Origin of the sequence: Obesumbacterium proteus (genome assembly GCF_001586165.1) — a bacterium.
Classification (GTDB): Bacteria; Pseudomonadota; Gammaproteobacteria; order Enterobacterales; family Enterobacteriaceae; genus Hafnia; species Hafnia protea.
Genome location: NZ_CP014608.1, coordinates 1,493,311 through 1,514,325, shown reverse-complemented (window position 1 = coordinate 1,514,325; position 21,015 = coordinate 1,493,311). Strand labels below are relative to the sequence as shown.

The window sequence follows — 21,015 nt, the reverse complement described above, 5'->3', positions numbered from 1 at the left end:
TCATATTGCTTCAATAACCCCAATAGAGCTGATGCACTTGCCTCATCATGGCGTTATGATTTCGTCATATTCTCGCTCACCACGGATCTCATCATGTTTGAAACCACGCTGTTTGTAGCGTCTATCGCAACGCTGGGCATGTTATCGCCCGGCCCCGATTTCTTCTTAGTGATCAAAAATGCCTCACGATACCGACGTCAGGCTGGCATGATGACCGCACTTGGCGTCATCGGCGGCGTGGCAACTCACATGTCGTATTGTGTCGCCGGTCTGGCCGTGGTGATCACCACCACTCCGTGGCTGTTTAATATTCTGAAATATGCCGGTGCTGCCTATTTAGTTTGGATTGGCATTCATGCCCTCTTTTCTCGTGGCGGCAGCAAGATAAATGTCGATAACCAAACGCCTCAGGACGTCAGTCTCAAAAGCGCATTTTTGCAAGGCTATTTATGTAACTTGCTCAATCCTAAGGCGACATTGTTCTTTCTGGCGGTGTTCACTCAGGTATTAGAGGTTAACTCAGGCGTGGGTGAAAAACTGTGGTATGCGGGGATAATTTTAGGTTTATCTTTCATTTGGTGGCCAATGTTGGTTGTGCTGATTCAAAGCGCCCCTGTTCGTCTCGCGCTGGCAAAAGCACAAAAGATTATCGACCGTCTTTTAGGTGTGATGCTGATCGGATTAGGCCTGAAAGTCGCCTTGAGCTAGGGCTAAACACCCTCTTTCCATGCATGAAAGAGGGCGAAAACATTATGCGTCTTTTTGCAGTTCCGGCACATCCTCTTCGTGGATGGTGACCATCGGATCAAGATCGGGAGATTTGCCGTCAATACTTCCGCGCCAGCCGCTTTGCTGAGCGATGGTTAAACGCGCCTTATCCTGTTCAATTGCCTGACTCAGCATCTCTTTAGCCCGCTGCAAACTGGCAAGACGGAATTCGGCATCCTCGTAATTTGGCACCGTTTCTTCCAGCATACGTAGGTTATAACGGCGGAAAATATCGGCCTTTTCGCGAGCCTCGTAGGCCCCGCAGCCCAAGTGTTCCAGCACATTGCGCCCTACACGTAGCGATCCTTCAAACAGCTCACGTTCAACGAACTCTACGCCGCGCTGCCGCAGTTGATAGTAGTGATCGACATCGCGCGCACGCGCAACAATCTTCAAATGCGGGAAATGTTCCTGTGCCAGCTCGGTCAATTGCAGGTTGGCATCCACGTCATCAATGGCGTTAATCAATACTTTTGCCTTGGCGGCACCCGCCGACTCCAGCAGATCCACGCGGGTTGCATCGCCGTAAAATACTTTCATGCCAAATTTACGCAGCGTTTCGACATGGTCGGGGTCGTGATCCAACACGACCGTGTGCACGTCGTTGGCTAATAGTAAACGACCTGCAATCTGCCCAAATCGGCCGAAACCAGCGATAATCACGCTGGCATTATCATCATCAATAATGTCCTGCGGGCGTTCATCCTGTTTAACGTTTTTCTCCATGCGTGTGTATATCACCAGCAGGATCGGCGTTACCGCCATAGAAAGCGCAACCGCCAGCGTGAGTGATTTTGCCCACTCACCGGGCAAAACACCGGCCATTTGAGCCGCGCCAAAGACTACGAATGCAAATTCACTCCCCTGCCCTAGCAACACCGCAAACAGCGTTCTTTGCTTACGCGGTACGCCTAAAATCGGCGCGACCAGCCACAGCAAAGCCGCTTTTAGGATTAAGAACCCGAACAGCAGCGTCGCAATCAACAACGGATGACTAAACAAGGTGCCAAAATCGATCGACATTCCCACGCCGATAAAGAATAGCCCCAGCAACAGGCCTTTAAACGGCTGAATATCGCTTTCCAGCGCGTGCCGATATTCGGAGCTGGCCAGCAAAACACCCGCCAAAAATGCGCCCATCGCCATCGACATACCGGCCATTTCTAGCAGCACGCCAAATCCAAACACAAGGAATAATGCCACGGCGCTGAAAACTTCACGCATGCCTGAACGCGCGACAAAATGCAGCAATGGGCGAGTCACATAACGCCCGAGTAAAATAACGATAGCCAAAGCGCCAACCACCTTCGCCGCCGACAGCGCAAATGCGCCCATGGTGGTGGTTGCTCCGCTGCTTGCCAGCAGAGGGATCATCGCCACCAGCGGTATCGCAGCGATATCTTGGAATAGCAGAACGGCAAAGGAGGAGCGGCCAATCGGTGACGGGGTCAAGTTGCGCTCATTCATCGCCTGCATCGCAATTGCGGTAGAAGAGAGAGCCAACGTTAAACCAATCAAGATAGCGACCTGCCAACTCAGCCCCAGTAAATAGCAGAACAGGCTTAATACCAGCCCACAGCCGATCATTTGGATACTACCGCCGCCGAATACCGAGGCGCGCAGCGTCCAAAGGCGCTTAGGATCAAGTTCAAGGCCAATCACAAACAGCATCAACACCACGCCGATTTCAGCAAAAGTCAGAATAGACTCCGCATCAGAAACTAGCTTTAGTCCCCACGGACCAATAATGCAGCCAGCGATCAAATATCCCAGCACCGATCCCAAACCAAGGCGCACCGCAATCGGCACAAACAGCGCCGCAGAGCCGAGATAAATCAGCCCTTCAATCATCATGCCGTGGTTATCCATGTGCAGGCTCCTCAACGTCTGAGGCCGGTAATTCTGCCTGCGGATGAAGCGCAATATAATTGATCAAACGCCGACGATAGCTTTCACTGGCTCGAGCCAACGCGGCCTCATCACATGAAAACGTATTATGTTCAGCAAAATAGGGCAGCCAGTTCATGCCGCAATAAACTGCCGTGGCCTGAATCGGCTGAGAAAGAATCGGGAAGCCCGGATGGTCACCTAGATCGAAATGGTGATCGTTGCCGCCGGTGGTGACCGCCCACATAAAGTCTTTTCCTTCTAACGCTTTGCCGTTATGTCCATATGCCCAACCATGCTCCAAAACTTTATCGATCCACAGCTTCAACAGCGGAGGCATGCTGTACCACTGCATCGGGTGTTGCAGGATAATGAGATCGGCCTGACTCAACGCCTGCTGCTCGGCAGCAACGTTAATATTGAAATCAGGGTAGAGCTCATACAGTGAGCGAACTTCAACCTCAGGAATATCGATAACGGCGTCTAACAAACGCTTATTGGCATGGGAATGCCGAGGATAAGGATGGGCGTATATAATCAGGATCATGCGTTTCTCGTTGTGCGAAAGCCTTAATTTATCTTAGACCCAAATATTGATGTCATGGCAGCAATGCAAGAGGTGCTAACAGGAATATTAATCGGTTAAGGCATCAAAAAACTTAGGGAATTTTCTACGACATAGCATGACAGTTTTAAAAACAAATAAAATCCGAAAATTTTTAACAAGTTGCTCAAGTTTTTGGAATGAACAAAAACTTAGCCAAAAAAAAGCCTGACCGAAGTCAGGCTTAGCGTTTCAACTCAGAAATTTTTGGTGCCGATATTACCCTTTCAAGCGCGCATGCATTTCCTGCACCGACGTTACCTGCTCGGTTGGGTCGGAATTCAGCGCCATCGCGGTAGCAAAACCACCGTTCAGCGTGGTGTCATAATGCACTTTGTATTGCAGCGCGCTGCGGCGAATCAGCTTGGAGTCTTCAATCGCCTGACGACCTGCGGTGGTGTTCACGATATAGGAATACTCACCGTTTTTGATACGGTCTTGAATATGCGGACGCCCTTCATGCACTTTGTTGACCAAGCGTGGATTAATGCCTGCTTCGCCCAACACGATAGCCGTGCCGTGGGTCGCATCCAGCTCGAAGCCTTGTTTCAGCAGTTTTGCCGCCAAATCAACTACGCGGTGTTTGTCGCCTTCACGTACAGACAGTAGCGCACGCCCCGGCGTTTTCACCTTAGACTGGCTGCCCAGCATCGCTTTAGAGAAAGCTTCCGCAAAGGTGCGGCCAACGCCCATTACTTCCCCCGTAGAGCGCATCTCAGGCCCTAAGATTGGGTCAACGCCAGGGAATTTATTGAACGGCAGCACCACTTCTTTCACCGAGTAGTACGGCGGGATAACTTCTTTAGTTACGCCCTGCTGTGCCAGCGTTTGGCCTGCCATCACACGCGCCGCGACTTTCGCCAGCGGAACACCCGTCGCTTTAGACACAAATGGTACGGTACGTGCGGCACGCGGGTTCACTTCAATCAGATACACTTCGTTATCTTTAACCGCGAACTGTACGTTCATCAAACCACGAACGCCGAGCTCCATCGCCAGTTTTTCCGCCTGTACGCGCATCACGTCCTGAATTTCTTGGCTCAGCGTATATGCTGGCAGTGAACATGCAGAGTCACCGGAGTGAACGCCCGCCTGCTCAATGTGCTCCATAATGCCGCCGATTAATACGCGCTCACCGTCGCAGATGGCATCAACGTCAACTTCAACCGCATCATCAAGGAAGTGATCCAACAGCACCGGTGCATCGTTAGACACGCTCACTGCATTTTGGAAGTAACGGCGCAGGTCGATTTCGTCATACACGATTTCCATCGCGCGGCCACCCAGCACGTAGGATGGGCGAACAACCAGCGGATAACCGATGACAGCGCCCTTCTCAATGGCCTGCTCGATGGTTGAAACCGTGGCGTTAGCTGGCTGTTTTAAGCCAAGACGCACAACGGCCTGTTGGAAACGCTCACGGTCTTCAGCGCGGTCAATCGCATCTGGGCTAGTACCGATAACCGGCACACCAGCGGCTTCCAATGCACGAGCCAATTTCAGCGGGGTTTGACCGCCGTACTGCACGATAACGCCCTGTGGTTTTTCTACCGCCACAATTTCCAGCACGTCTTCTAGCGTAACCGGCTCAAAGTACAGACGGTCAGAGGTATCGTAGTCGGTTGAAACGGTTTCAGGGTTACAGTTCACCATGATGGTTTCGTAACCGTCTTCACGCAGCGCGAGGGACGCATGTACACAGCAGTAGTCGAACTCAATACCTTGGCCGATACGGTTTGGACCGCCGCCCAGCACCATAATTTTCGGACGATCGCTGTTTGGATTCGACTCGCACTCTTCTTCATAAGTTGAGTACATGTAGGCCGTATCGGTGGCAAATTCTGCCGCACAGGTATCCACACGCTTATAAACCGGGTGCAGATTGTACTTGTGGCGCAGTTTGCGAATTTCAGTTTCTGCCACGCCAGCCAGCTTCGCCAAACGGGCATCAGCAAAGCCTTTGCGTTTCAGTTGGCGTAAGAACGCATGGCTCAGGCCATTGATACCCACTTCCGCAACCTGCTCTTCCAAGCGCACCAATTCTTCGATTTGCACCAAGAACCAGCGGTCGATGTTGGTTAGGTTGAACACGCCGTCAACGGACAGACCTGCGCGGAAAGCGTCGGCGATGTACCAAATACGCTCAGCGCCAGCATCTTTAAGTTCACGACGGATTTTGGTTAACGCTTCTGGGTCATCGAGGCTCACTTTAGGATCGAAGCCCGCAGCGCCGACTTCCAGACCACGCAGGGCTTTCTGTAGAGACTCTTGCTGAGTGCGACCAATCGCCATCACTTCACCGACGGATTTCATCTGCGTAGTCAGACGGTCGTTTGCGCCTGCAAATTTCTCGAAGTTGAAGCGAGGGATTTTGGTCACGACGTAGTCGATAGACGGCTCAAACGAGGCAGGAGTACGACCGCCGGTGATGTCGTTCATCAGCTCATCAAGGGTGTAACCCACCGCCAGTTTGGCTGCGACTTTAGCAATCGGGAAGCCGGTCGCTTTGGACGCCAACGCCGAAGAGCGCGAAACACGCGGGTTCATTTCAATGACGATCAGGCGGCCATTTTTCGGGTTCACCGCAAACTGCACGTTAGAACCACCGGTTTCTACGCCGATTTCACGCAGCACCGCCATTGAGGCGTTACGCATGATTTGATATTCTTTGTCGGTCAGCGTTTGGGCCGGAGCAACGGTGATGGAGTCGCCGGTATGAATGCCCATCGCATCGAAGTTTTCAATCGAGCAAACGATGATGCAGTTGTCGTTTTTATCACGCACCACTTCCATCTCGTACTCTTTCCAACCAATCAGCGACTCATCAATCAGTAGCTCTTTGGTCGGCGAAAGATCCAGACCGCGCTCGCAAATCTCTTCGAACTCTTCACGGTTATACGCAATACCGCCACCGGTGCCGCCCATGGTGAATGAAGGACGAATAATGCATGGGAAACCAACGTCAGCCGCGACGGCTAAGGCTTCTTCCATGGTGTGAGCGATGCCTGAACGTGCGGTGTCGAGGCCAATTTTCTTCATCGCAATATCGAAACGACGGCGGTCTTCGGCTTTATCAATAGCGTCGGCGGTCGCACCGATCATAGTTACGCCAAACTCTTCCAGTACCCCTTCGCGCTCTAACTCAAGCGCGCAGTTCAGCGCGGTCTGTCCACCCATGGTAGGCAGAACGGCATCAGGGCGCTCTTTTTCGATGATTTTGCGCACCACTTCCCAGTGAATCGGCTCGATATAGGTCGCATCGGCCATTTCTGGGTCAGTCATGATGGTGGCGGGGTTCGAGTTCACCAGAATGACGCGGTAACCTTCTTCGCGCAGCGCTTTACACGCTTGAGCACCCGAGTAGTCAAATTCACATGCTTGGCCGATAACAATCGGACCTGCGCCCAGAATCAGGATGCTTTTTATATCAGTACGTTTTGGCATTTTATTTATTGCTCCTGATTATTTGGCTGTTCTTGTCATAGTGGTGCGGTAGGTCTGAATCAAATCGATAAAGTGGTCAAACAGCGGCGCAGCATCGTGCGGCCCTGGGCTTGCTTCTGGGTGACCTTGGAAGCTAAACGCCGCTTTATCCGTGCGGTGGATCCCTTGAACCGTATGGTCAAACAGGGACTTGTGCGTCACGCGCAGCGTATCTGGCAGATTGTCGCCATCAACGGCAAAACCGTGGTTTTGAGCGGTAATCATCACAACGTCTTTATCGAGGTCTTTCACCGGATGGTTGCCGCCGTGATGGCCAAGCTTCATCTTGATGGTTTTGGCTCCGCTTGCCAGCGCCAGAAGTTGGTGGCCCAAGCAGATACCAAATACTGGGATCTCTGTGTCTAAGAAGGTTTTAATGGCGCGAATCGCGTAATCGCACGGTTCTGGGTCACCTGGGCCATTGGATAGGAAGATGCCATCGGGATTGAGCTTCAACACATCTTCCGCTGGCGTTTGCGCCGGAACCACGGTCAGGCGGCAGCCTCTATCAACCAGCATGCGCAGGATGTTACGTTTCACGCCATAGTCATAGGCAACAACGTGGAATGGCAGCTCTGACTCTTCTTTCGCCGCGGGCAAATCGCCCATCAGCGTCCAGCTGCCTTGCGTCCAAGAATAAGATTCTCGAGTAGTAACTTCTTTTGCCAGATCCATGCCTTTTAAGCCTGGGAATGCTTTCGCTTTCTCCAGCGCCAGTTGAACGTCTGGCTGAGTACCGTCAATGCTACCGGTGATGATGCAACCATTCTGAGCCCCTTTCTCACGCAGTAAACGCGTCAGTTTGCGGGTATCGATATCGGCGATAGCCACAACATTGTGACGTTTGAGGTAATCAGAGAGGCATTCGGTGCTGCGGTAGTTGCTAGCAATCAGAGGCAAATCGCGAATTATCAGGCCTTGAGCATGAACAGCGGAGGATTCTTCATCAGAGGCGTTAGTGCCGACGTTGCCGATATGGGGATAAGTAAGAGTGACTAGCTGGCGGGAATAGGAAGGATCAGTGAGGATTTCTTGATAACCGGTCATTGACGTATTGAAGACCACCTCGCCCACCGCCGATCCATCTGCACCAATCGACCGACCGTGAAACTGGGTTCCGTCTTCCAGAACCAATATAGCTGACTTAATCAAAACACCCTCCAAAGAATATTCAGTCACATTATTTGCATATTAATGCAGATCATTCGATCTAAATCAATGCAAAAAACTGCCTTCTTGACTAATTTCCGGCAAATTGCGCGCATTCTAAAGACGTGGTGAATGCTTGTCTACCTGAAAAGATGATTTTTTTGTATTTTTTAAGGCTTAAGGAGGTTTTTTACTGCGAAGACGATAAAAACAGGCATTAACTAGAAATAGAAAACGGTTGCCAGTGTCGTGGATTAGCGGCAATACGTTTATGATGCAATTTTCCTCTGCAAAGGTCAATCACAGTTTCAATCAAGGTTAATAAAAAGTAAAATAAAGAGACTAACAAGCCATTCAAAACAAAAAACACACTAAACCTAATTTTAAATAAAAAAAATGGATAACATGCTGTTATCCATTGGATTTTTTATTTAAAAAAACAACTTAAAACTCAATTTCTTCTGATTTTACTTAGAGTTCATTGAGAGAAAGAACATCACGCATATCGTAAAGACCAATAGGCTGGTTGCCTACCCATGCAGCAGCACGTACAGCGCCGCTGGCAAACGTCATACGGCTTGATGCCTTGTGAGTAATCTCGATTCGTTCTCCCACATCAGCAAACATCGCGGTGTGCTCACCCACAATATCGCCAGCACGAACAGTGGCAAAGCCTATACTCTTAGGATCGCGCTCTCCGGTATATCCCTCACGGGCATAGACCGCGCACTCCTTCAGATCGCGCCCTAACGCCTGAGCAATGGTTTCTCCCATGGCTAAAGCCGTGCCTGACGGTGCATCAACTTTATGACGGTGATGGGCTTCAATGATCTCAATATCCGTATAATCGCCCATCACTTTTGCCGCTTTCTCCAGCAGTTTGAGCATCACGTTAACCCCAACGCTAAAGTTGGCAGCGAACACAATACCAATAGATTCAGCCGCTTTGTTGATTGCAGCTTTACCCGCATCATCAAATCCAGTGGTACCAATCACCATATTTTTGCGTTGAGATACGCAGAATGCTAAATGCGCTAACGTGCCTTCTGGGCGCGTAAAGTCGATTAAAACATCAAAGCCCGCTGCGGCATCTTGTAGGCTTGAGCTGACTTTTACGCCTGTTTGGCCAATACCCGCTAATTCACCAGCATCGACACCTAGCAATGAAGAACCTTCACGCTCAAAAGCAGCACCGAGCACCACGCCTTCAACGTTTGCCACCGCAGCAATTAATTGTCTTCCCATGCGGCCACCAGCGCCGGCAATAGCAACACGGATATGAGAATTAGACATCTTCCCTCTCTTAATTATTTAATTTCACTCAGCTAATTTCACTCAGCAAGATAGCCAAAGGCTTTTAATGTTAGTTTCAGGTTAACGACTCTTCCCTCTCACTGCCAGAGTAAATACACGGTAATTAGAAATTTGCGATTAGCGCCGAACATCATCAGTTTTACGCGCTGATAAAACGTTTCGACTCACATTAAGAACAAAAAAGCAGCGCCCGCATAATCATGCAAAACCAATTAGTTAGCGCCACGAGACGAAGCATTTCATTACGATAACCTCAGTCTCAATTTGATACTAACTTTCCCATTTTGATAGTTATCCCTTCGTCATCGCAGTCATGCGACCTTCGGCTATCACACCGTTTGCTTCATCTAAGATAAAACGCTCGATCCTCCTCACGTTTCCACCAATCACCTTACGACTCAACGCCCTATGGCGTACATCTTGCTGCTTTAGCGTTGGTTTATAAATTTCGACTATTCATTCAAATTAAAAATCCCACGCTCCTCTAAGGAGAAAGCTATGTCGTTAGGATCCCCACTCAAGCGGGTGGACGCTGAAGCAAAGGTTACCGGCCACGCTCGCTATACCGACGATCATCAAATGCACGGCATGCGTTACGCCAAATATGTACGTAGCCCTCTCGCCCATGCCTATGTCACGGCCATTGATACTTATGCGGCACTGGCTTTGCCCGGTGTTGAAGCCGTATTTACTTATCAGGACGTACCTGAATTACGATTTCCCACCGCAGGACATGCTTGGTCGTTGGAGCCCGCTAAACGAGACGTTGCCGATCGTCAGCTACTCACCCAACATGTGCGCCATTATGGCGATGGAGTCGCGATTGTGGTCGCACGTGATGCGCTAACCGCAGAACGTGCCGCCGCGCTGGTTGAAGTGGTATATCAAGAGCTGCCGGTGATAGCCACCGCACAGGGCGCTTTAGCACCAGACGCACCGCTCATTCATCCAGAAGGCAATACGCTGAAAAAAAGTGAAATCAGCGCTAACCAGCCTAAAGAAGCAATCTCATCGGCTGATTTTCAGCTCTCCGCGCATTTTCAAACACCGGTGATCCAGCACTGTCATATGGAAGGCGTGACCTGTTTTGCCTATATGGAACAGCCAGATCATATTGTGATTGTCTCCAGCACCCAGATCCCGCAGATCGTGCGCCGCACGGTCGCTCAAGCTCTGGGTATGCCGTGGTCAAACATACGCGTGATCAAACCTTATATCGGCGGTGGCTTCGGCAATAAACAGGACGTACTCGAAGAGCCGATGGCCGCCTTTCTCACCCAAAAGATGGGCGGTATTCCGGTGAAGGTCGAACTCAGCCGCGAAGAATGCTTTTTTGCTTCCCGCACGCGTCATGCCTTCAGTATCGACGCGGAACTGGGACTTAATCACGACGGTATTTTAACGGGCTATCAGTTAAACGTGCTGTCGAACACCGGTGCTTATGCTTCGCACGGGCATTCCATCGCCTCCGCCGGTGCCAACAAAATCAGCTATCTCTATCCCCGTAGCGCCTTCGGCTATTCGGCTCTCACGCATTATTCGAACTATCCCGCCGCAGGTGCTATGCGCGGTTATGGCGCACCGCAGGTGGCTTTTGCACTGGAATGTTTATTAGATGACGCGGCAGAAAAGCTGTCTCTCGACGCCGTCGATGTGCGTTTGCTGAATGCGGCACGCAGCGGTGATATCAATCCGGTTAACCACAAAAAGATTTATAGCGCGGGGCTTGTTGAATGCCTTGAGAAAGGACGCGAACTGTTCGAATGGAACGCCCGTAAGGCCGCCTGTAAAAATCAAACAGGCGATCTGCGCCGCGGCGTCGGCGTCGCATGTTTTAGCTACGGCTCTAATACCTACCCTGTTGGCGTTGAAATTGCGGGAGCCCGCATGTTGCTCAACCAAGACGGCACGGTAAATCTGCAAATTGGCGCCACAGAGATCGGCCAAGGTTCAGATACCGTTTTCGCCCAGATGGCCGCTGAAACGCTAGGTATTCCCTTTGAACATATTCGCGTGATATCCACCCAAGACACCGATATCACGGCCTACGACCCCGGCGCATTTGCGTCTCGACAGAGCTATGTTGCCGCGCCTGCGGTGATGCAGGCGGCAAGCGAATTACGCAGTAAAATACTGGCTCATGCTGAATTAATTAGTCACCAGCCGCAGTGGGGACTCACATTACTCAACGGAAATGTGGTGATGGCGGCGCAACCTGAAATGGTGCTCATGAGCGTGGCGGAGGTTTCGATGCATGCTTATTATCATCAGGAAATCGGAGCCCAGCTGCTGGCTGAAATATCCCATAAAACCACCACTAACCCACCGGCTTTTGGCTGCACGTTTGTCGATCTCAGCGTCGATATTCCACTGTGCAAAGTCACCATCAACAAGATTATCAACCTGCATGACTCAGGCCGAATCCTTAACCCACAGCTTGCCGAAGGCCAAGTGCATGGCGGAATGGGCATGGGGATCGGCTGGGCTTTATTTGAAGAGATGATCATTGATGAAAAAACCGGCGTGGTCCGTAATCCAAACCTGCTGGATTATAAATTCCCCACCATTATGGATCTGCCCGATCTGGATTGCGCATTTGTTGAAACCTATGAGCCCCAGTCTGCCTACGGGCACAAGGCGCTCGGCGAACCACCGATTATCTCGCCCGCTCCCGCAATTAGAAACGCTATTCGTATGGCAACCGGCGTCTCCATCAACACGCTGCCCATCACGCCTAAAACGCTGTTTGCGGAATTCGTTCAGGCCGGACTCATCAGGGAGTAATCATGTACGACATCGAAAACTACTACCGTGCTCGCAGCGTACAACATGCCTGTGAGCTACTCACCGAATACCCACAAGCGCGGCTTTTGGCCGGTGGCACCGATGTGCTGATCCAGCTTCATCACCTGAATCCTAAATATCGCCACATCGTTGATGTTCATGATTTACCGGAATTAAAGGGGATCGCTATCGATCGCCATCATCATTTACGCATCGGCTCAGCAACCACCTTTACCGAACTCATTGAACATCCGCTCATTCAGCAACATCTGCCACTGCTTGCCGAAGCAGCGGCAACAATAGCGGGCCCTCAGGTGCGTAACGTTGCGACCTATGGCGGCAATATCTGCAACGGCGCAACAAGCGCAGACTCAGCTTCCCCCACGTTGGCGCTGAAAGCAGAGCTAGAAATTGCGACCGCCCACGGTTGTTATCGGCGCTCTATCGAAGGTTTCCACACTGGCCCCGGAAAAGTTGCGCTACAGCAAGGCGAAATTGTCGTTGCCTTCCATTTTGCCCCCGAGTACTACCAAAATATTGGCAGCAGCTACATTAAATACGCCATGCGCGGCGCAATGGATATCGCCACGATTGGCTGTTCAGCGGTATGCCGCATCGCTCAAGGGCGCTTCACCGATCTCCGTCTCACCTATGGCGTTGCCGCACCAACGCCAATTCGCTGTCCGCATGCCGAACAAAGCGCCATTGGCCAGCCGCTAAGTCGACAGACGCTGGCAGCTATCAGTGAAGCCGTGGCTCAGGATGTTTCCCCACGTTCATCATGGCGCGCCGAGAAATCATTCCGCCTGCATCTCATTCGCACTTTAGCTCAACGCGCTATTTCACTCGCCGTTGAACGCGCTGGAGGAAAAATCGCATGAACCGTAAGCATTGGGTTGATATTGAATGTGAAATAAACGGGAAGCGTTACCCCTTTACGATTTCTCCCGCGCTGTCGTTGATGGAGCTTCTTAGAGATGAAGGGCTAACGAGCGTGAAACAGGGCTGCGGTGTAGGAGAATGTGGCGCCTGCACCGTGCTTATCGACGGCGTCGCAACCGATAGCTGTTTATATCTCGCCGTATGGGCCGATGGAAAATGCATCCGCACCGCCGAAGGCGAGGTCAAAAATGGCCGACTCTCTCAGGTACAGCAGGCCTACGTTGATGCCGGAGCCGTACAGTGTGGTTTCTGCACGCCGAGTCTGGTAATGGCAACCACGGCGCTGCTCGCCAAGCATCCGTCCCGCCCGTTAACTCATGAAGAAATTCGTCGTGGATTAGCTGGAAACCTATGCCGCTGCACTGGCTATCAAATGGTGATCCGTGCGGTAGAAGCCTGTAGTGATAGCTAACGTCCGAGCGCGGGCACCTGTCGGATATAAAAAAATGGGATACCTTTCGGTATCCCATCTCATCATCGTTTGATTCAGCCAAGCGTTTAGTCGATTTGCTTCACATCCACACGCAGTTCTTTAGGCACTTCAAAGACGATATTTTCTTCACGTCCTTGCATCTCAACGGCGCCTTCGCCGCCTAACGCTTGGAGGCGTTTGATCACGTCTTGAACCAAGATATCAGGGGCTGAAGCACCGGCGGTGACGCCGATACGCGTCACATCTTTCAGCCACTCTTCGCGAATATCTTCCGCCGAGTCGATCAAAAATGCGGGGATCCCAGCACGCTGTGCCAGTTCTGCTAAGCGGTTAGAGTTGGATGAGTTTTTCGACCCCACCACCAGCACCACTTCGGCCTCACTAGCAAGATTACGCACGGCTTCCTGACGATTGGTAGTGGCATAGCAGATATCATCTTTACGCGGCCCGACGATCTTAGGGAACCGCTCACGCAGCGCATCGATAATGTCCGACGTATCATCAACGGAAAGCGTGGTCTGAGTCATAAAGCACAGGTTATTTTCATTTTTCACCTGTAGCTTCCAAACGTCTTCCGGCGACTCAACCAAATACATCCCACCTTCAGGATTGTTGTACTGGCCCATCGTGCCTTCAACTTCCGGATGCCCCGCATGGCCAATCAAAATGGCCTCGGTTCCTTTACGGCTCGCACGCGCAACTTCCATATGTACTTTCGTGACCAGTGGACAGGTCGCATCGTACAGCATGGTGAGATTACGGGCTTTAGCCTCAGCGCGAACGGCTTGGGAAACGCCATGAGCCGAGAAAATCAGAATCGTGTTATCGGGCACTTCACTGATTTCTTCAATGAACACGGCACCGCGTTCGCGCAGGCTGTTGACCACATAGCGGTTATGCACCACTTCATGGCGAACATAAATCGGCGCGCCGTAAATCTCTAGCGCACGTTCTACGATACTAATGGCTCGGTCGACACCCGCGCAGAAGCCGCGCGGATTAGCCAGCAGGATTTGCATCAACGTCTCCCTGCTGCGGGTCAATCTCCAACACCTCTACATCAAAGGTTACCGGATGTCCCGCAAGCGGATGGTTAAAATCAACGGTCACTGAATCACAGGCAACTTCACGCACGATACCCGGCATTTCGCTGCCGTCTCGGCCAGTGAACATCATAATGGTTCCGGCTTCCGGCACGCCAACGTCGGCGAAATCACGGCGGGTAAAGAACTGAACCAGATCGGGGCTATTTTCACCAAACGCGTCTTGCGGCTGCAAGGTGAACTGAAACTTATCGCCCGCCTGATGTCCCAGCAAGTGCTCTTCCAGCGCATCGGATAAACTGCCATCGCCCAACCGGAACAGCGCAGGTTTGCCGCTGCTACGCGTTGACTCGGCCTGCGTGCCATCCTCTAGCTGCAAGGTAAAATGCACTAACACGGCGCTGTTGCTTTGCACTTGCTGAGTCATACCTGCTATCCCTTTTTCTTCGCGGGAAGGAAACCTTCCAAAACAATGAATGCTGCGCCAATACAGATCGCCGAGTCAGCGAGGTTGAAGGTGGCAAAATGCCAATCTCCCACGTAGAAGTCGATCATATCAACAACAAAACCATGCCACAGACGATCAAACAGATTGCCCAGTGCCCCACCGATGATCAGCGCATAGGCGATGTTATTGAGTTTTTGTGTCGCCCGAGAGCGATACATCATCACTAACAACGCCACGCAGATAGCGATGGCGATACCGGCAAAGAACCAGCGCTGCCAGCCACCGCTGTCAGCCAAGAAGCTGAAAGCGGCGCCGTAGTTGCGTGCATAGTGCAGATTTAGCGATGGCAGCAGTGCTTTGGTTTCGCCTAAGGCGAAGTCCTGCAAAATTAAATACTTGCTGCCTAAATCAATCACTAACACGACAAGCACCAGCCAAAGCCAGCGCAGTCCCGTAGACATTATTGGTCGTTTCATCGCGTCAGCCATTATGCAAACTTACGTTTTTCGCCGTGACCGGCAACGTTCGTAATGCAACGTGGGCACAGGTCTGGATGCTCAGCATTCTGACCAATCTCGGTAGAGAAGTGCCAGCAGCGAGGACATTTCTGGCCATCAGCCTTGCTCAGCGCAACTTTCAGACCTTTCAGCACATCGCTCTGTACGGCGTCTGCCGGTGCATTTGCCAATGGTTCAACCTGAGCCGCAGAGGTGATCAGCACGAAGCGCAGTTCATCTTCTAGGCTGTTCAGTTTAGCGATCAGATCGTCATCCGCATACAGCGTCACGCTGGCTTCCAAAGAGCCGCCTACGCGCTTGTCGTTACGCGCCTGCTCAATGACCTTGTTTACTTCGCCACGGACTTTCAGCAGCTCGGCCCAGAACTCGTTGTTCATAGACTCTGCGTTGCCTAAGCCGAACAGGCCTTGATACCACTCTTCAGTGAAGACATAGTCAGCACGGTCACCCGGCAAGTAGCCCCACAGTTCATCGGCGGTAAAGGACATGATCGGTGCCATCCAGCGAACCAGCGCTTCTGCGATGTGGAACAGCGCAGTCTGGCAGCTACGACGCGCAATACTGTCGGCCTTGGTGGTGTACTGACGGTCTTTGATGATATCCAGATAGAATGAGCCCATCTCAACCGAGCAGAACTGCATCAGGCGTTGAACCACTTCATGGAAATCATAGTTTTCATAGGAAACCAGAATTTCTTTCTGTGCTTCCATCGCACGCTCTACCGCCCAGCGATCCAGAACCACCATCTCTTCTGGTTTAACCATGTGCTGTTTCGGATCGAAACCGTTCAGGTTAGCCAGCAAGAAGCGTGCGGTGTTACGGATACGGCGATAAGAGTCAGCTGAACGCTTCAGAATTTCGTCTGAAACCGCGATTTCACCGGTGTAGTCGGTAGAAGCTACCCACAGACGCAGGATATCGCCACCCAGTTTGTTCATCACATCCTGAGGGCTCACGGTGTTACCGATAGATTTGGACATTTTGCGTCCCTGACCATCAACGGTGAAGCCGTGAGTCAGTACCTGACGGTAAGGCGCTTTGCCTTTCATCGCGGTAGAAATCATCAGAGAAGACATGAACCAACCACGATGCTGGTCAGAGCCTTCCAAATACATGTCGGCGGTGTTGCCATGGAATTCAGGGCGCGCATCAACCACGGAGAAGCTGGTTGAACCGGAGTCAAACCATACGTCCAAGGTATCTGGCACTTTTTCATACTGGTCAGCATCTGCGCCCAAAATATCTTTTGGATCCAGATCCCACCAAGCTTGAATGCCGTCTTTCTCAACGCGCTTAGCGACTTCTTCCATCAGTTCGATGGTACGTGGATGCAGTTCCTGAGTGTCTTTATGCACAAACATCGACATTGGCACACCCCAAGTACGCTGACGAGAGATACACCAGTCAGGACGGTTTGCCACCATTGATTCGATGCGTGCTTTACCCCATGCAGGGATCCAGCCGCTCAGACCTTTTTCTTTCAGGCCAACCTGTTCAATTTCATCAATCTCAGTCAGAGACTGTTTACGCAGTCCTTTCTGATCCATGCTGATGAACCACTGTGGGGTCGCACGGAAAATGATCGGCGTTTTATGACGCCAGCAGCATGGATAGCTGTGATTCATTTTTTCAACGTGCAGCAAAGCGCCATGCTCTTTCAGCAGCTCAACCACTACGTCATTGGCTTTAAATACAAACAAACCATCCAGACCAGGGAAGGTGCCTTTCAGATAGCAACCATTCGGGCCCACTGGGTTCGCAGTTTCTAAACCATATTTTTGACCGATGACATAGTCATCTGGGCCATGGCCCGGCGCGGTATGTACTGCACCTGTACCGGCTTCGAGCGTAACATGCTCGCCCAGAACGATAGGCACATCGAAGCCCATGAATGGATGTTGGAAACGCATCAGTTCCAGATCGGCACCTTTGCAGCTTCCCAGTACGATCCAAGAGGTAATACCGGCGCGTTTCATGACGCTTTCAACCAGATCGGCTGCCAGAATCAGGCACTCGCCGTCAACTTGAACTAACTGGTATTCGAATTCAGGGTGCAATGAAACCGCGCGGTTAGCTGGCATTGTCCACGGCGTGGTAGTCCAGATAACAACGGAAACGTTGCCTTCGGCTTCTTTAACGCCAAATTTAGCCAACACTTCGTTCTTATTGACCGCGGCAAAGCGCACGTCAATAGACGGAGAAGTTTTGTCGTAGTACTCAACCTCAGCTTCAGCCAGTGAAGAACCACAGTCTGGGCACCAGTGAACCGGCTTAGCACCTTTCATCAGGTGGCCGTTATCAACGATTTTAGCCAGTGCACGGATGATGTTAGCTTCGGTGTCAAACGCCATCGTCAAGTACGGGTGATCCCAATCGCCCAGCACGCCCAAACGTTTGAAGTCAGCTTTTTGTCCTTCAACCTGCTCGGCGGCGTACTCACGGCATTTAGCACGGAACTCAGCGGCGCTGAATTTCTCGCCTGGCTTACCAATCAGCTGTTCAACTTTCAGCTCAATCGGCAGACCGTGGCAGTCCCAGCCAGGAATGTACGGCGAGTCAAAACCGCTCAGGCCTTTGGACTTAATAATAATGTCTTTAAGAATCTTGTTTACTGAGTGACCAATATGAATACTGCCGTTCGCATAAGGAGGGCCATCGTGCAAAATGAAGGTTTTCTTGCCTTTTTTCGCGTTACGGATAATCCCGTACAGATCCTGCTCATACCAACGTTGCAGCATGCCAGGCTCGCGCTTGGCGAGATCGCCGCGCATCGGGAACCCTGTTTCCGGCAAGTTCAGGGTATTCTTATAATCACTCATTCGATTCTCGGTTCCGTTTTCGGCTATCCCCTTGGCTCAATAAGCTGCTCACGCAGCTTTTATGACTCGGGCATATGTATATAGATTAAACCGGTGTCGCCAGCCCAAAGAACTCTCGGGCCGTCACCACATCATTGGCGATTTGTTGCTTAAGTGCATCAAGCGAAGCAAAACGCTGTTCATTGCGCAGTTTTGCGCGGAGCACCACATCAATGTGGCGTCCATAGAGATCCATCGTGGTATCCAGCAGATGAACTTCTAACTGCTGACGTATGCCAGCGACTGTTGGGCGGGTACCAATATTCGCCACACCGGGCAACGGTGTCGCTCCCAACCCATAAACATCAACGGCGTAAACGCCTTTTACCGGCGCAACCAACCGTTTCAGCGGTAGGTTGGCGGTTGGAAAACCAATAGTTCGCCCAACTTCATCACCGTGCACAACGCGCCCAGAAATGCTGTATGGATGGCCTAAAAGGCTTTCCGCGAGTTCAAGCTTATCTTCCTGCAATGCCTGTCGAACGGCGGTGCTGCTAATGCGCTTATTTCCTTCGCAAAAGCTGTCAGAGTTGGTCACGGTAAAGCCGAACTGTTCTCCGGCCTGTTTCAACAACTCATAGTCGCCCTGACGCCCTGCACCAAAACGAAAATCATCACCGACCATGAGATATTTTACGCCGAGCTTTTCAACGAGTAACTTTTTCACAAAGTCATGAGCTGAATTCGCCGCAAAATCACGGTCAAAACTTACGCACAGGAGATAATCGACTCCTGCTTCTGCCAGATAGCGACATTTATCGCGTAACCGAGTCAGGCGAGCTGGCGCTTTATCGGCGCTGAACAGCTCTAACGGTTGGGGCTCAAAGATCATGACCATGACGGGCAGCCCCAAGCGCTTCCCTTCCTGCTTCAAACGGGCCAGCAAGGCCTGATGACCGCGGTGCACACCATCGAAGTTACCGATCGTCAGCACGCAGCCATGGTGGCGCGCCCGTAGATTGTGAATGCCGCGAATTAGCTCCATATCAGGCTCAAAACAGTGGAAATCGGCGGATTATACCTTGTACAGAGACTAAGGTTAACCAGCGATTAGAGAGTTTAAAGGGATTCTGCCACCATACCGGAGATAAGCCGCCGGTTAAATACATAACGTATGATTTCTACTACTCTATTTGTCTTTCGATAAAATCATATCCGTTACTCACCTCATCGCCTTTCAAGATGCTGGGGTATAAACCTGCGCTTTTATTGCAAACGCTGATATAATCAGCAACCGCACAGGAAAAAACTCTCGAAAGGGTGTATTCCAAGGGACAAAGCTGGTAAAATCCCGCGCCATCACAACGCGAAAGTGTCGTTCGTACAAGCGACGCTTATTTGCACAAATCCATTGACAACAGAGGGCTAAAAAGGCATATTTCTCGGCCTTTGAATTGTCCTCATAGAATATTTTGGGAGTTGGACCTTGGCTAATATCAAATCAGCTAAGAAACGCGCCGTACAATCTGAGAAGCGCCGCAAGCACAACGCTAGTCGTCGCTCCATGATGCGTACTTTCCTTAAGAAAGTATACGCGGCGATTGCAACCGGCGATAAAGCCGCTGCACAAAACGCATTTAACGAAATGCAACCAATCGTGGATCGCCAGGCTTGTAAAGGCCTGATCCACAAAAACAAAGCTGCACGCCATAAGTCAAACTTGGTAGCGCAAATCAACGCAATGCAGTAATTGCTTTACGTTGAAAGCTTTGAAAAAAACCGGCCTAGGCCGGTTTTTTTACGTCTCGACTAAGGTGCCTAGCGGCTAAACAACGCTGAGAAATCTTTATTACAAACCCGCTGTACTGCCGGATGCTGAATCATTCGCTCAGCAAAAATCACGTAATACTCTTCCTGCAAGTTATCAATTCGCCCCACTTCCTTGATGTTTTCTGAGTCGTTCGCGTATAAATCCTGCGCATAGATCGACGGCGCAACAAAAATAGCGTCGTGAAATTGAGCAAACGCCTTCATCAAAGCAGCATCATCAAACTCACCGAGGATCTGCACCTGCAACCCTTGGCTATTGAACCAGTTTAATAACTTACGCCCTAACATAGTTCGGCGCCCTGGGATCAACAGCTTACGTTGCTCAAGGCAGGCAGGAAAAGGCTGCTCAGGCAACGGCTGACGACAATAGAAACTCACACCGCACTCGCCCAGTTTTACCGAGAACAGCCCTTCTTGCTGGCTCGAGTCCACCGGGCAATCCGATAAAATCATATCCAGCTTATGCTGACTCAACTGCTCCAATAGCATTTCATGAGTGGACTCAAAGCAGCGCAAATGAATTTGCTCGTGATCGGCAACCGCGGTTTCCAATACTTGGCTGACCAAGCGTTTAGACAGCGCATCGGCAACGCCGACGTCAAAGAGCATGTTGGATTCTTTGCGGTAGTTCACAATGTCGAGCATTTCTTGGCTAAGCATAAACATGCGGTCGGCATAACGAAAAACCAACTGTCCTAGCTCAGAAGGCACTAATCCGCGGCCTTGGCGCTTGAACAGTTTTCCACCCAAGCGTTCTTCCAATGCTTTAATCTGCCCGGTAATTGTCTGCGGCGTTAAAAACAGCGCTTCAGCTGCGCCAACCACCGACCCTTCTTTGCAAACCTGCCAGAAATAATACAGGTGGTTAAAATTGATATGTGCCAGACGCACGATAGTGCTCTCCTATTCCCTTCCGCATAGTGACAAACGATGCGAACATTGCTGCGGTGTTTAAATCAAAAAGGCAGCACAAACAGTGCGACCAAGAAGGCGCAGCGGCGTATGGCTTATCTT

General features: G+C 51.1%; 16 protein-coding genes. 5 read left to right on the top strand and 11 right to left on the bottom strand.

Features of this window, described 5'->3' with window-relative positions; genetic code table 11:
* Window positions 1-93 precede the first annotated feature (93 nt).
* Window positions 94-708, top strand: coding sequence for a LysE family translocator (locus DSM2777_RS06995; RefSeq protein WP_061553528.1), 615 nt, complete (start codon window positions 94-96; stop codon window positions 706-708).
* Window positions 709-750: 42 nt separating this feature from the next.
* On the opposite strand, the gene kefC is transcribed toward DSM2777_RS06995, so the two are convergent.
* The 5 genes from kefC to dapB all read right to left on the bottom strand — a co-directional run bounded on the left by kefC (window position 751) and on the right by dapB (window position 9,184).
* Window positions 751-2,637, bottom strand: coding sequence for a glutathione-regulated potassium-efflux system protein KefC (gene kefC / locus DSM2777_RS06990; RefSeq protein ID WP_025801429.1), 1,887 nt, complete (start codon window positions 2,635-2,637; stop codon window positions 751-753).
* The gene (kefF, locus tag DSM2777_RS06985; RefSeq protein WP_025801428.1) at window positions 2,630-3,202 is read right to left on the bottom strand and encodes a glutathione-regulated potassium-efflux system oxidoreductase KefF; all 573 of its coding nucleotides are present in this window, start codon (window positions 3,200-3,202) and stop codon (window positions 2,630-2,632) included. The genes kefC and kefF overlap by 8 nt, the downstream gene beginning before the upstream one ends.
* 276 nt (window positions 3,203-3,478) lie before the next feature.
* A complete protein-coding gene (gene carB, locus DSM2777_RS06980; RefSeq protein WP_061553527.1) occupies window positions 3,479-6,703 on the bottom strand; it encodes a carbamoyl-phosphate synthase large subunit in 3,225 nt (1,074 codons plus the stop codon).
* Window positions 6,704-6,721: 18 nt separating this feature from the next.
* The gene (carA, locus tag DSM2777_RS06975) at window positions 6,722-7,894 is read right to left on the bottom strand and encodes a glutamine-hydrolyzing carbamoyl-phosphate synthase small subunit (protein WP_061553526.1); all 1,173 of its coding nucleotides are present in this window, start codon (window positions 7,892-7,894) and stop codon (window positions 6,722-6,724) included.
* 468 nt (window positions 7,895-8,362) lie between these two features.
* Window positions 8,363-9,184, bottom strand: a complete 822-nt coding sequence (gene dapB, locus DSM2777_RS06970; RefSeq protein WP_061553525.1) for a 4-hydroxy-tetrahydrodipicolinate reductase — start codon at window positions 9,182-9,184, stop codon at window positions 8,363-8,365.
* 519 nt (window positions 9,185-9,703) lie between these two features.
* Between dapB and xdhA the strand changes: the two genes are divergently transcribed.
* The 3 genes from xdhA to xdhC are packed head-to-tail and all read left to right on the top strand — an operon-like array spanning window position 9,704 to window position 13,343.
* Window positions 9,704-11,989: a xanthine dehydrogenase molybdenum-binding subunit XdhA gene (gene xdhA, locus DSM2777_RS06965; protein WP_061553524.1), complete on the top strand. Its 2,286-nt coding sequence runs from the start codon at window positions 9,704-9,706 to the stop codon at window positions 11,987-11,989.
* A 2-nt stretch (window positions 11,990-11,991) separates the two neighbouring features.
* Window positions 11,992-12,870 (top strand): xanthine dehydrogenase FAD-binding subunit XdhB, encoded by an 879-nt coding sequence (gene xdhB / locus DSM2777_RS06960; RefSeq protein ID WP_061553523.1) that lies wholly within the window; start codon window positions 11,992-11,994, stop codon window positions 12,868-12,870.
* Window positions 12,867-13,343, top strand: a complete 477-nt coding sequence (xdhC, locus tag DSM2777_RS06955; protein ID WP_061553522.1) for a xanthine dehydrogenase iron sulfur-binding subunit XdhC — start codon at window positions 12,867-12,869, stop codon at window positions 13,341-13,343. Before xdhB ends, xdhC begins: the two co-directional genes overlap by 4 nt.
* Before the next feature lie 86 nt (window positions 13,344-13,429).
* Here the strand turns inward: xdhC and ispH are convergent, their stop codons facing one another.
* The 5 genes from ispH to ribF form a co-directional block, all read right to left on the bottom strand.
* Entirely contained in the window at window positions 13,430-14,383 is a 954-nt protein-coding gene (gene ispH, locus DSM2777_RS06950) for a 4-hydroxy-3-methylbut-2-enyl diphosphate reductase (RefSeq protein ID WP_061553521.1), read from the bottom strand.
* Window positions 14,364-14,834 carry an FKBP-type peptidyl-prolyl cis-trans isomerase gene (gene fkpB, locus DSM2777_RS06945; RefSeq protein WP_038502460.1) on the bottom strand — a complete coding sequence of 157 codons (471 nt, stop codon included), beginning with the start codon at window positions 14,832-14,834 and terminating at the stop codon, window positions 14,364-14,366. The genes ispH and fkpB overlap by 20 nt, the downstream gene beginning before the upstream one ends.
* Before the next feature lie 5 nt (window positions 14,835-14,839).
* The gene (lspA, locus tag DSM2777_RS06940; RefSeq protein ID WP_025801419.1) at window positions 14,840-15,331 is read right to left on the bottom strand and encodes a signal peptidase II; all 492 of its coding nucleotides are present in this window, start codon (window positions 15,329-15,331) and stop codon (window positions 14,840-14,842) included.
* Between the two features lie 11 nt (window positions 15,332-15,342).
* Entirely contained in the window at window positions 15,343-18,192 is a 2,850-nt protein-coding gene (gene ileS / locus DSM2777_RS06935) for an isoleucine--tRNA ligase (protein WP_061553520.1), read from the bottom strand.
* 85 nt (window positions 18,193-18,277) lie between these two features.
* Complete coding sequence (ribF, locus tag DSM2777_RS06930) at window positions 18,278-19,216, bottom strand: bifunctional riboflavin kinase/FAD synthetase (protein ID WP_046460120.1); 939 nt, start codon at window positions 19,214-19,216, stop codon at window positions 18,278-18,280.
* 441 nt (window positions 19,217-19,657) lie between these two features.
* Between ribF and rpsT the strand changes: the two genes are divergently transcribed.
* On the top strand, window positions 19,658-19,921 hold the full coding sequence (gene rpsT, locus DSM2777_RS06925; RefSeq protein WP_008814663.1) for a 30S ribosomal protein S20: 264 nt from the start codon (window positions 19,658-19,660) through the stop codon (window positions 19,919-19,921).
* A gap of 68 nt (window positions 19,922-19,989) precedes the next feature.
* Here the strand turns inward: rpsT and nhaR are convergent, their stop codons facing one another.
* Entirely contained in the window at window positions 19,990-20,892 is a 903-nt protein-coding gene (gene nhaR, locus DSM2777_RS06920) for a transcriptional activator NhaR (protein ID WP_025801416.1), read from the bottom strand.
* Window positions 20,893-21,015: the final 123 nt, after the last annotated feature.

Excerpts from the sequence above, each read along its gene's own strand:
- DSM2777_RS06995 (WP_061553528.1), top strand. The coding sequence starts at position 94 with ATGTTTGAAACCACGCTGTTTGTAGCGTCTATCGCAACGCTGGGCATG.
- kefC (WP_025801429.1), bottom strand. The coding sequence starts at position 2,637 with ATGGATAACCACGGCATGATGATTGAAGGGCTGATTTATCTCGGCTCT.
- kefF (WP_025801428.1), bottom strand. The coding sequence starts at position 3,202 with ATGATCCTGATTATATACGCCCATCCTTATCCTCGGCATTCCCATGCC.
- carB (WP_061553527.1), bottom strand. The coding sequence starts at position 6,703 with ATGCCAAAACGTACTGATATAAAAAGCATCCTGATTCTGGGCGCAGGT.
- dapB (WP_061553525.1), bottom strand. The coding sequence starts at position 9,184 with ATGTCTAATTCTCATATCCGTGTTGCTATTGCCGGCGCTGGTGGCCGC.
- xdhA (WP_061553524.1), top strand. The coding sequence starts at position 9,704 with ATGTCGTTAGGATCCCCACTCAAGCGGGTGGACGCTGAAGCAAAGGTT.
- xdhB (WP_061553523.1), top strand. The coding sequence starts at position 11,992 with ATGTACGACATCGAAAACTACTACCGTGCTCGCAGCGTACAACATGCC.
- xdhC (WP_061553522.1), top strand. The coding sequence starts at position 12,867 with ATGAACCGTAAGCATTGGGTTGATATTGAATGTGAAATAAACGGGAAG.
- ispH (WP_061553521.1), bottom strand. The coding sequence starts at position 14,383 with ATGCAAATCCTGCTGGCTAATCCGCGCGGCTTCTGCGCGGGTGTCGAC.
- fkpB (WP_038502460.1), bottom strand. The coding sequence starts at position 14,834 with ATGACTCAGCAAGTGCAAAGCAACAGCGCCGTGTTAGTGCATTTTACC.
- lspA (WP_025801419.1), bottom strand. The coding sequence starts at position 15,331 with ATGAAACGACCAATAATGTCTACGGGACTGCGCTGGCTTTGGCTGGTG.
- ileS (WP_061553520.1), bottom strand. The coding sequence starts at position 18,192 with ATGAGTGATTATAAGAATACCCTGAACTTGCCGGAAACAGGGTTCCCG.
- ribF (WP_046460120.1), bottom strand. The coding sequence starts at position 19,216 with ATGGAGCTAATTCGCGGCATTCACAATCTACGGGCGCGCCACCATGGC.